Below are 10,626 nucleotides of genomic sequence, written 5' to 3'. Positions count from 1 at the left end.
CGCGGGGCCCCTGACACGCTCCGAGCCATGACCGCGAACGACCACCTCGCTCCGCGGCTCCACACCCCCGGCCCCTGTACCGCGCCGGGCACGTGTCCGGGCCGCTGTCCGGCCCGCGTCGGGGCCTGAGGCTCCAAGCCGCCCCGTACCCCGCCGGCCCGCCGGCCCGCCCCGCTCCGCCGTGCCCGAAGGCCCGTGGGCCCCAGGGCCCGAACGCCGGAGCCGGTCCCAGCGGTACCGGACCCCGGGACGCGCGGCCCCGCCCTCCACACGCCGGACGCGGCCCGGCCGGCCGCCCCGGCGACCCCGCGGGCCCACCGCCGTACCCCCACGCCCCCACGCCCCCTCGCCTCCGCTTCCCCGGGGCGCCACCGGCAGCTCCCTCCGGGCAGAGCCGGCACGACCCCGCCACCCGCCACACCTCCGAGGAGCCCCCATGACCACCGCCACCGCCCCCACGACCACCACCACCGTCACCCGCCTCGGCGGCCGCCTCGGCGCCGAGATCGGCGGCGTGCGCCTCGGCGGCGAGCTCGCCGCCGGAACCGTCGCGGAGATCCGCGCCGCCCTCCTCACCCACAAGGTCGTCTTCTTCCGCGGCCAGGACCACCTCGACGAGGCCGGTCACGAGGCCTTCGCCCGGCTGCTCGGCACGCCCGTCGCGCACCCCACCGTCCCGTCCGCCGACGGCCGCTACGCCCTCGGCATCGACTCCCACCACGGGGCCCGCGCCAACCAGTGGCACACCGACGTCACCTTCGTCCCGGCTTACCCCGCCTTCTCCGTCCTGCGCGCCGTCACCGTGCCCCCGTACGGCGGCAACACCCTCTGGGCCAACACCGCCACCGCCTACTCCCACCTTCCCGAGCCGCTGCGCGCCCTCGCCGACGGCCTGCGCGCCCTCCACTCCAACGAGTACGACTACGCCGCCCTGCGGCCCGACGGCCTTCCCGAGGCCCTCGCCCAGTATCGCGAGGTGTTCACCTCGACCGCCTTCCTCACCGAGCACCCGGTGGTCCGCGTCCACCCCGAGACCGGCGAACGCACCCTGCTCCTCGGCAACTTCGTCCAGCGGATCCAGGGGCTCACCGGCCGTGACAGCCGCGCGCTCCTCGACCTCTTCCAGGCCCACGTCGAGAGCCCCGAGAACACCGTCCGCTGGCAGTGGCGGGCCGGTGACGTCGCCATCTGGGACAACCGCGCCACCCAGCACTACGGCGTCGACGACTCCGACGACCACGAGCGCGTCCTGCGCCGCGTCACCGTCGACGGCGACGTCCCGGTCGGCCCCGACGGGGTGCCGTCCCGCCTGATCCGCCCGGAAGCCGTTCCGGCGCCCTCCTTCGGCATCGCCTCCGGCGCCTCCACGGCCTCCACCGCGTCCCCCTCCACCGCCTCCACCACCACCGCCTGACCACCACCGCCTGACCACCAGAACGGAGCCCCCTGTGCCGCCCAGACTGCTCGCCCTCACCGGCAGCCCCTCCGCCCACTCCCGTACCGACGTCGTCGCCGACCACGTGCTGGGGCGCCTGTCGCACGCCGGCTTCGAGACCGCCCGCCTCGCCGTACGCACCCTCCCCGCCGCCGACCTCCTCTCGGCCCGGCGCGGCGAGCCGGAGATCCGCCGCGCCCTGGAGGCCGTCGCCGCGGCCGACGGCCTGGTCATCGCGACCCCGGTCTACAAGGCCTCGTACACCGGCCTCCTCAAGGCCTTCCTCGACCTGCTCCCGCAGGACGGCCTGGCCGGCAAGACGGTCCTGCCCCTCGCCACCGGCGGCAGCCTCGCCCACGTACTGACCCTCGACTACGCCCTGCGCCCGGTCCTCGCCGCCCTCGGGGCCCGGCACGTCACCGCCGGGCGGTTCGTCCTGGACTCCTCCGTCGAACGGGGAGCCGGCCCGGACCGGCTGCGGCCCGAGGCGGAGCTGGACCTCTTCCAGGCCGTCGACGAGTTCGCGGACGCCCTGCGCGGCCGCGCCGCCGAAGCCGCCGCCACCGCCCTCACCGCCACCCCGTAACCAGCAGCCCCGTCACCCAAGGACCCCGCCATGCCCGCAGCACCCGCCACGACCACCCGCTCCCGGCGCCAGTTCCTCACCCTGCTCGGCATCTCGGCGGCGGCGGTGAGCTGCGGCACGGCCACCGCCACCGGAGGCGGCCGCCGCTCCGGCGGCCAGGTCACCACCCTCAAGTACCAGGGCAACGTCGGCGCCGTCACGCTCCCCGAGCTGGCCGCCGATCTCGGCTACCTGGAGGGCCTCACCCTGGAGTGGGTCGGCAACACCATCAGCGGCCCCCAGGACATCCAGTCCGCCGCCACCGGCCAGATCCACTTCGGCGGCGCCTTCAACGGCGCCATCGTCAAACTCGCCGCGAGCAAGGCCCCGATCACCTCCGTCATCTCCTACTACGGCGTCGACCAGGACGCCTACAGCGGCTACTACGTGCTGGAGGACAGCCCGGTCCGCTCCGCCCGGGACCTGCTCGGCAAGAAGGTCGGCATGAACACCCTGGGCGCGCACTCCCAGGCGCTCCTCGACATCTACCTGAGCCGCAACGGCGTCTCCCAGGCCGAGGCCGCCAAGGTGGAGGCCCTGGTCGTGCCGCCCGTGAACACCGAGCAGGTGCTGCGCCAGAAGCAGATCGAGGTCGGCGTGCTCAGCGGCGTACTGCGCGACAAGGCCCTGGCGGCGGGCGGGATCCGGCCGCTGTTCAGCGACTACGACCTGCTCGGCAGGTTCAGCGCCGGCTCGTACGTGATGACCAGGCAGTTCGTGAAGGACAACCCGGACACGGTCCGCACCTTCGTCACCGGGGTCGGCAAGGCCATCGAGTGGTCGCGCACCACACCGCGCGAGGAGGTCATCGCCCGCCAGACCGAGATCGTCCGCAAGCGCGGCCGCAACGAGGACACCTCGACGCTGCGGTTCTGGCGCTCCTACGGGGTGGCGGGGCAGTACGGCCGGATCGAGGACGGGGAGTTCCAGCTCTGGCTCGACTGGCTCGGCAAGCGCGGCGAGATCAAGCCGGGCGGGCTCAAGGCGGCAGACCTCTACACCAACGAGTTCAACGGCCTCGGGAAGGGCTGAACCGGTATGACGAAGATCGTGTTCGACGCGGTGACCAAGAGGTTCCCCGTCAAGGGCGGCGCGGGCGAGTTCACCGCCCTCGACGGCATCGACCTGGAGATCGGCGCGGGGGAGTTCCTGGTCGTCGTCGGCCCCAGCGGCTGCGGCAAGTCCACCCTGCTGGACCTCCTCGGCGGGCTCGCCCTCCCCACCTCGGGACGCGTCCTGCTCGACGGCGTGCCCGTCACCGGGCCGGGCCTGGACCGGGGCATCGTCTTCCAGCAGTACGCCCTGCTGCCCTGGCGCACGGCGCTCGGCAACGTCGAGTTCGGCCTCGAGGCGACCGGCGTCCCGCGCCGCCGGCGCGAGGAGCGCGCCCGCGAGTTCCTCGACCTGGTCGGTCTCACCGGTTTCGAGGACCGGCACCCGCACGAGCTCTCCGGCGGCATGCGCCAGCGGGTCGCGATCGCCCGCTCGCTGGCGTACGACCCGGACGTGCTGCTGATGGACGAGCCCTTCGCCGCTCTGGACGCGCAGACCCGCGAGTCCCTCCAGGACGAGCTGCGGCGCATCTGGCTGCGCACCGGCAAGACGGTCGTCTTCATCACGCACGGCATCGAGGAGGCCGTCTACCTCGGGCAGCGGGTGGCCGTCATCACCTCGCGCCCGGGCCGCGTCAAGGAGGTGGTGCCGGTCTCCCTCGGCGACCGGCTCGCCGGCGCCACGGGCGAGGACCTGCGGTCCAGCCCGGAGTTCGCCCGCTACCGCCACGAGATCTGGGGCCTGCTCCACGACGAGGTGGCCCGGGCCCGGCAACTGGAGAAGGAGGAGGCCTCCGCATGAGCACCGACACCCCCGCCGCCGCCCCGGCCCGTCCCGAGCCGGAGGTACGAGGCCCCGCACACCCCGCCCCGGCCCCCACGGCCCCGGCCCCCACGGCCCCGGCCCCCGCCGCGGACCGGCCCCCGGCCGCCCCCGCGCCACCCGCGGCCGTCCGCCGCCCCGCCCCGGCCGCGGCCGTCCTGCGGTGGCTGCGGGCCGGCCTGCTGCGCTCGGCGGCCGTCCTCGCCCTGCTCGCGCTGTGGGAGGCCGCGCCCCGGCTCGGCCTGGTCGACGCCACCTTCCTGCCCCCGGTCAGCGAGGTGGCCCGGGCCTGGTGGGAACTGCTCGGCGACGGGCAGCTGGGCGAGCACGTCCGGGCCAGCCTCACCCGCGCGCTCGGCGGTTTCGTCATCGCCGTGGCGGTGGCGGTCCCGCTCGGGCTGCTGATCGGCTGGTACCGGCCCGTCGCCGCCTTCCTCGGCCCGCTGCTGGAACTCTTCCGCAACACGGCGGCCCTCGCGCTGCTGCCCGTCTTCGTCCTGCTCCTCGGCATCGGGGAGACCTCGAAGGTGTCGATCGTCGTCTACGCCTGCGTCTGGCCCGTCCTGCTGAACACCATCAGCGCCGTCCGCAACGCCGACCCCACCCTGGTCCGGCTCGCCCGGTCGATGGACCTGTCGACGCCCCGCCTCTTCCAGAAGGTGATCCTGCCGGCCTCCGTCCCGGCGGTCTTCACGGGCATCCGGCTGGCGGGAGCGGTCTCGATCCTGGTCCTGGTGGCCGCCGAGATGATCGGCGCCAAGGCGGGGCTCGGCTACCTGGTCAACGCCTCGCAGTTCAACTTCGCCATCCCGCAGATGTACGCGGGGATCGTCACCATCTCGGCGATCGGCGTCGCCTTCAACCAGCTCCTCGTCACGGTCGAACGCCGCCTCAGCCTCTGGCGCGTCCCCGCCTGACCCGCCGCCCCCTCCGCTCCTCCGCCCGACCCAGGGAACAGTCATGCCCGCAGCCCGCACCCTCCACCTCAACGCCTTCCTGATGAACGCCGGCCACCACGACGCCGCCTGGCGGCACCCGGCCGGCAGCCCCGAACGCATCACCGACCTCCGCTACTTCCAGGAGCTGGCCCGCACCGCCGAGCGCGGACGGCTGGACTCGGTCTTCTTCGCGGACGGCCTCGCCCTCTGGGGCAAGGCCCGGCACAACGCCCTCGGCGGCTTCGAGCCGATCACCCTGCTCTCCGCCATCGCCGCCGTCACCGAGCACATCGGCCTGATCGCCACCGCCTCCACGACGTTCTACGAGCCCTACCACCTCGCCCGCGCGTTCGCCTCCCTCGACCACATCAGCGGCGGCCGCGCCGGCTGGAACATCGTCACCTCCGGCACCGTCGACGAGGCCCGCAACTTCAACCGCGAGGAGCACCTCGAGCACGGTCTGCGCTACGACCGCGCCCGCGAGTTCCTCGACGTCGCCACCAAGCTCTGGGACAGCTGGGAGGACGACGCGATCGTCCTCGACAAGGAACGCGGCGTCTACGCCGACACCGGCAAGCTGCACCCGGCCGCGCACCGCGGCGAGCACTTCTCCGTCGCGGGCCCGCTCAACGTGCCCCGCTCCCCGCAGGGTTACCCGCTGCTCGTGCAGGCCGGCTCGTCCGAGTCCGGGAAGGAGTTCGCGGCCCGGTACGCCGAGGCGGTCTTCACCGCCCAGCAGACCCTCGCCGACGGGCAGGCCTTCTACAAGGACCTCAAGTCCCGCCTGGCCCGCCACGGCCGCTCCGAGGACGAGCTGCTGGTCCTGCCGGGCATCGCCCCCGTCATCGGCTCCACCGAGGCCGAGGCCAGGGCGCTGGAGCAGGAGCTGACCGACCTCCAGGTCCCCGAGTACGGGCTCGCCCAGCTGTCCGGGATGCTGGGCACCGACCTCACCGGCGCCGACCTCGACGGCCCGCTGCCCGAACTCCCCGAGGAGCGGGAGATCAACGGCAACAAGAGCCGGTTCACGCTCGTCGCCGAGATCGCCCGCCGCGACGGACTCACCCTCCGCGAACTGATCGCCCGCCTGGGCGCCGGCCGCGGCCACCGGGTGTTCGCCGGCACCCCCGAGCAGATCGCGGACCAGCTGGAGGAGTGGTTCACCCGGGGCGCCGCCGACGGCTTCAACATCATGGCGCCCGTCCTGCCCACCGGCCTCACCGACTTCGTGGACCACGTCGTGCCGGTCCTCCAGGCCCGCGGCCTCTTCCGCACCGAGTACACGGGGACCACCCTGCGCGAGCACTACGGTCTGCCGCGCCCCGCCAACCGCCACACCCGGTAGGGGGACGGGGAAGCGGCCCGGGAGGTCCTCAGGCCGGCAGCGTGTTGCGGTGGGAGCGCCGCCGGGCCGCGCTGAGCAGGGCCTGGATCTGGGCGCCCGCCTGGTCGACGTGGTCGAGGACGGAGGGGAAGGCCAGCCGCACGTCGCGGTGGCCGGCGCGCTCCTCCAGGCGCAGGGTGATCCCGTACCGGTCCAGGGCCAGCGGCAGCGCGCGCACGACGGCGGCCGAGGGCCGCGGCCGTACCAGCCGCAGCAGCAGCGTCACCAGCTCGGGGTGGTCGTCGAGGAGGTGGGTGAGCATGCCCGCCTCGTAGGGGGCCAGCGGGTCGGGCCAGGCCCCGTCCAGCTCCTCCAGGCCGATGTACGAGGTCCCGCGCGCGGTCTCCAGCACCGCCCGGCCGTATTCCACGCAGGCGGTGGTGCCGGGGGCGGAGCCCTCGTCGGCCCAGGGCGTCAGCAGGCGGCCCAGGACGGTGACGCGGGCGCGCACCCGGTCGCGTACGGGCGTCGGGGCGATGTCGGTGAACTCCAGCCGGACATCGGGCAGTGCGGCGCCCTGCGCCGGAGCCGGGTGTCCGGCCAGGGGCGCGGCGGGGTGCAGGTGCAGCCGGCCGAGCACGTTCCCGCCGTCCAGGTCGCGGACCTCGTGGCGCACCCCGTCGACGACCACCGTCATCGAGTGGGCGGCGGCCAGGACCGAGCGGACCAGCTCGGCCCCGGTGGGCCGGGCGGCGGGGGCGGCGGCGGGGGCACCGGGCAGGCGCATGCGGATCTCTCCCTCATCCGAAGTTAACTTAGGTATGCCTAACCTAACTCATCGGTGCGGCGGGGAGTACCCCGCGCGCCAGCCGGGCGAGCGTTTCGGCGATCCGCACGGTCGGGAAGCCCAGCGTGTGCCGCTGGAACTGGTAGACCTCCGGGGACAGCGGGCTGAGCAGGGCGTCCACGCTCACGTCGGGGTCGTCGGCACCGGCCTCCACCAGCAGCTCCCGCACGTGCGCGCGCCAGTGCCGGTACGCGCCGCCCGAGAACCGGGCCGGACCCGGGCCGATGCCCAGGGCCAGCGGCAGGTGCCGCTCCAGGTGCTCCAGGGCCGCGGAGTAGAAGGCCGTCAGCCGCTGCGCCGGGGGAGCGCCGGGCCCCAGGGGCGGCGGGCCGAACGCGAGCAGCCCCCCGAGGATCCGCTCGTGCTCCTCGAGGAGTGCCCCGGCCACGGAGGCGGGATCGGGGAAACGCCGGTAGAGGGTGGCCCGCCCGACCCCCGCGGCCTTGGCTATGTGATCCATCGTCACGGTGCGCGGGTCCCGCTCGGTGAACAACTGCTCGGCGGCGGCGAGGATCTGCGCGCGGTTGCGGATCGCGTCCTCGCGCAGCGGGGGGCGCCCGGCGGCCGTGGTGTCGCGTAGCGTGCGGACCTCGTCGCCATTGGTCATGGCGGCGACCCTACGTGCTCCGTGTCGGTGTTGGGCTGAACGGGTGAAACGCGAGAGGATGGGTGGATGCACATGAAGCGCGCGGCCGAGGCGGCCCGGTGAGCAGGTACGACGTCACCGACGAGCAGTGGGAGGGGCTCGCGCAGGTGGTACCCCTGCGCAGCCGCAACGAGTGGCCCTCCCGGGTGGACCACCGCACCATCCCCAAGGCTCCCGGACCGGCCGCGGCGGAACAGCGGCGCTTCGTGGTGATCCGGGTCCAGATCTTCGCCGACGCGCGGGAGGTGGCGGAGTACCTGATCGCGCAGATCCCTGTACTGCTGGACCTCACCGGCGCGGACAGCGAAGTGGCCAAGCGGATCCTGGACTTCAGCAGCGGCGTGGTCTTCGGCCTGGGCAGCGGCATGCACCGCGTCGACCGCAACGTCTTCCTGCTGGCGCCGGTCGGCACCGAGGTGGAGGGCATCGCGGCGGCGGCCGTCCCCCGATCGTAGGAAGGTCGCGGCGGCGGAACGGTTCGGCGGCCACCCGGCCCGCCCGGCGGACCGTACCGTCCGGCCATGGACGCCATCCTGGACACGGCGAGGCCCGGCGCACCCGCCGCCGCCCCGACCGGTACGCCCCCGTGCGACGAGACCGCTGACAGCCCGTTACGCGCGCACCCCGGCCGCGGCACCCGCTCCGGTACGCCGCCGCACGCCGACGGAGCCACCGCCCCCGGCGACGCGCCCGCCGGCGCCGGCCCACCCCGCCCGGCCGTCACGGAGCTGCGGCTGTCCGCCTTCGGGACGCACCGGGCGGCCGTGTTCCCGCTCGGCCCCGTGACCCTCTTCACCGGCCCCAGCGGCAGCGGCAAGTCGCAGGCCCTGGACGCCTACGGGGCGCTGGCCGGCCTCGCCTCCGGAGCCGCCCTGGGCGAGGTCTTCCCCGACCCGCGGCGCCGGGTGCCCGACGGGGCCCGGCCCGGCCCCGGCGGGCGGCGCGGCTTCCACCTCGGCTGCACGGTCGACGGCCCGTCCGGCCAGGTCCGCCTCGACCTCGCCGTCCAGGCCGAGCCCGTGCTGCGGATCGCCGGCGAACGGCTCTCCCAGGACGGCCGGATCCTCCTCACCACCGCCCTGCGCGACCCGCGCCGGCGCACCGTCGAGGCCGCCTGGTTCACCGGCGGAGCCGTCGGCATGACCCGCGCGCAACTGCCCGACGACCGGCTCGGGACCGGTCTGCTGCCGCTGCGCGTCGCCGGCTCCACCGCCGGGCAGCAGCGGGTGCTGGCCGCCGCCGAGCAGGTGGTGGTCGCCCTGCGGGCGGTCTTCCCCTGCGATCCGCGTCCCGGCCGGATGCGGGCGCCCGTCCCGCCCGGCGAGGGCCGGCTGCGGACCGACTGCGGCAACCTGGCCGACGTACTGCGCCGGACCCGCCACGAATGCGGCACCCGCCACGCCCTGCTGGCCGCGGCGGCACGGGCCGGCTGCGCCGGGCCGGTGGCGGGGCTCGACGTACGGACCGCCCCCGACGGCACCGGGCTCGTCGCCGCCGTACTGGACCGGGGCCCCGCCCTCCCCGCCACCGGCCTGGACCGCCTCGGCGCGGGGGAGCTGCGCTTCCTCGCGCTGGCCCTCGTCCTGCTCACCGGACCCGGCGTGCTGGCCGTGGACCCGGCGGCCGAACTGCTCTCCGCCCGCCAGGCCCTCACCGTCCTCGCCGACGGCCTCGACCGGGGACTGGACCGCCGGCAGGCCGCCGAACTGCTGCGCCTGGCCCTCCTGTCCGGCGGGCGCGGGCACATCCGGCTGGTGGCGGCGGTCGGCGAGGACACCGCGGGAACCGGACGGGGGCTCCCGGGCGTCTCGGTGGTAGACCTGTCCCCATGAACGACGCAGCACCCACGGACGACGGGCCCGCTCACCGGCAGGGCGAACGCCTTTACCGGCTCCAGCGGCGGCTGGCCGATTTCGCGGCCGCCCGGAACTGGGGCCCCTACCACACGCCCAAGAACCTGGCCGTGGCGCTGAGCGTGGAGGCCGCCGAACTGGTCGAGATCTTCCAGTGGCTGACGCCGGAACAGTCGGCCGCGGTCATGGAAGAGCCCGAGAGCGCACGCAGAGTGGCCGACGAGGTCGCCGACGTGATGGCGTACCTGTTGCAGTTCTGTGAGGTTCTCGGGGTGGATGTGCTGGATGCGCTGGCCGCGAAGATCGAGAGGAACGAACACCGCTTCCCGGTAACCGGTACGTCGACACCAGATCGTCACTCTTCGGAGTGATGGCGTCGTCCACAACCATGTTTGTGTCCACAGATTTCCGAATACCCCTGGCTTTACTGGCTCGCTGCCTTCACTCTGGGTAGTGAAGAATGAGGGGATGTCGTGCGGACGGGGGACGGCATATGGATGCGGTACGGCTCATCGCGGCCGGCCGGCACGCGCTGGCACGGAGCGGGGCGGCATGGGGCATCGTGGGCGAGGCCTGGCAGGCCCAGGCGCTCGCGCAGGGCATCGGGAGCTGGCTGGCCGTCACGGGGCCGGCCGAGCTGAGGGCGGAGGCGCGGGGACTGGGGGAAGCCGGCGGCAGGGGGTGCGGGGTCATAGACCGGGCGGCCCTGCTCGGCGAGGGGAGACCGCCCGAACAGCCGCCGCGGGCCGCCCAGCTGAGCGGGGTGGCCGACGTACGGCAGGCACTGCTCGGGCTCCAGGAACTGCTCGGCGAGGTCGGCATAGCCCTGGTCGGGGTCGCCTGCGCGACGGACGAGGAGGGCCTGTACTGGCAGTGCATCGAGTCGATCGACGCGGCGGACGAGTCCAGCGACCGGGTACGGGCACTGCTGCGCCGCATGGCGTCCGTGCGGGAACGGGGTCCGGCCTCGGGAGTCGGCTGAGCCGGGAGCGGCCGGGACCGGCCGGGAGGAACGGCGCCGCCGGAAGGGCGCCGGTCCCCGCCGCGGCTGGGGTCCCGGCGCGTGCGACGGGACCCCAGCGG

12 protein-coding genes are annotated in these 10,626 nt (G+C 74.7%); 10 read left to right on the top strand and 2 right to left on the bottom strand.

Annotated elements, in window-relative coordinates:
- Positions 1 to 436 precede the first annotated feature (436 nt).
- Genes ACZ514_RS13550 through ACZ514_RS13525 form a run of 6 tightly spaced genes read left to right on the top strand, consistent with a single transcriptional unit; the run spans position 437 to position 6,218 of the window.
- Positions 437 to 1,414 carry a TauD/TfdA dioxygenase family protein gene (locus ACZ514_RS13550; RefSeq protein WP_469124749.1) on the top strand — a complete coding sequence of 326 codons (978 nt, stop codon included), beginning with the start codon at positions 437 to 439 and terminating at the stop codon, positions 1,412 to 1,414.
- Positions 1,415 to 1,448: 34 nt separating this feature from the next.
- Positions 1,449 to 2,021 carry an NADPH-dependent FMN reductase gene (ssuE, locus tag ACZ514_RS13545; RefSeq protein WP_468165270.1) on the top strand — a complete coding sequence of 191 codons (573 nt, stop codon included), beginning with the start codon at positions 1,449 to 1,451 and terminating at the stop codon, positions 2,019 to 2,021.
- Positions 2,022 to 2,051: 30 nt separating this feature from the next.
- The gene (locus ACZ514_RS13540) at positions 2,052 to 3,092 is read left to right on the top strand and encodes an ABC transporter substrate-binding protein (protein ID WP_468165268.1); all 1,041 of its coding nucleotides are present in this window, start codon (positions 2,052 to 2,054) and stop codon (positions 3,090 to 3,092) included.
- Between the two features lie 6 nt (positions 3,093 to 3,098).
- Positions 3,099 to 3,914 (top strand): ABC transporter ATP-binding protein, encoded by an 816-nt coding sequence (locus ACZ514_RS13535; RefSeq protein ID WP_468165266.1) that lies wholly within the window; start codon positions 3,099 to 3,101, stop codon positions 3,912 to 3,914.
- Positions 3,911 to 4,852, top strand: a complete 942-nt coding sequence (locus tag ACZ514_RS13530; RefSeq protein WP_469124748.1) for an ABC transporter permease — start codon at positions 3,911 to 3,913, stop codon at positions 4,850 to 4,852. The genes ACZ514_RS13535 and ACZ514_RS13530 overlap by 4 nt, the downstream gene beginning before the upstream one ends.
- A 43-nt stretch (positions 4,853 to 4,895) precedes the next feature.
- Positions 4,896 to 6,218, top strand: coding sequence for an LLM class flavin-dependent oxidoreductase (locus ACZ514_RS13525; protein WP_468697121.1), 1,323 nt, complete (start codon positions 4,896 to 4,898; stop codon positions 6,216 to 6,218).
- A 28-nt stretch (positions 6,219 to 6,246) separates the two neighbouring features.
- On the opposite strand, the gene ACZ514_RS13520 is transcribed toward ACZ514_RS13525, so the two are convergent.
- A complete protein-coding gene (locus ACZ514_RS13520; protein ID WP_469124747.1) occupies positions 6,247 to 6,984 on the bottom strand; it encodes a DUF2470 domain-containing protein in 738 nt (245 codons plus the stop codon).
- 43 nt (positions 6,985 to 7,027) lie between these two features.
- On the bottom strand, positions 7,028 to 7,651 hold the full coding sequence (locus ACZ514_RS13515) for a TetR/AcrR family transcriptional regulator (RefSeq protein ID WP_468165258.1): 624 nt from the start codon (positions 7,649 to 7,651) through the stop codon (positions 7,028 to 7,030).
- Positions 7,652 to 7,749: 98 nt separating this feature from the next.
- Between ACZ514_RS13515 and ACZ514_RS13510 the strand changes: the two genes are divergently transcribed.
- The 4 genes from ACZ514_RS13510 to ACZ514_RS13495 all read left to right on the top strand — a co-directional run bounded on the left by ACZ514_RS13510 (position 7,750) and on the right by ACZ514_RS13495 (position 10,525).
- The gene (locus ACZ514_RS13510; RefSeq protein WP_388938420.1) at positions 7,750 to 8,145 is read left to right on the top strand and encodes a cell division protein SepF; all 396 of its coding nucleotides are present in this window, start codon (positions 7,750 to 7,752) and stop codon (positions 8,143 to 8,145) included.
- 66 nt (positions 8,146 to 8,211) lie between these two features.
- Positions 8,212 to 9,522 carry an AAA family ATPase gene (locus tag ACZ514_RS13505; RefSeq protein WP_469124746.1) on the top strand — a complete coding sequence of 437 codons (1,311 nt, stop codon included), beginning with the start codon at positions 8,212 to 8,214 and terminating at the stop codon, positions 9,520 to 9,522.
- Positions 9,519 to 9,914 (top strand): nucleotide pyrophosphohydrolase, encoded by a 396-nt coding sequence (locus tag ACZ514_RS13500; RefSeq protein WP_468165254.1) that lies wholly within the window; start codon positions 9,519 to 9,521, stop codon positions 9,912 to 9,914. The genes ACZ514_RS13505 and ACZ514_RS13500 overlap by 4 nt, the downstream gene beginning before the upstream one ends.
- A 122-nt stretch (positions 9,915 to 10,036) precedes the next feature.
- Positions 10,037 to 10,525, top strand: coding sequence for a DUF6099 family protein (locus tag ACZ514_RS13495; RefSeq protein WP_468165252.1), 489 nt, complete (start codon positions 10,037 to 10,039; stop codon positions 10,523 to 10,525).
- Positions 10,526 to 10,626 lie beyond the last annotated feature (101 nt).

The sequence above is a fragment of the Streptomyces sp. NPDC034086 genome (assembly GCF_055575515.1).
Note: the sequence above shows the minus strand (reverse complement) of the source record. Positions and strands in the feature narration are given on the sequence as shown.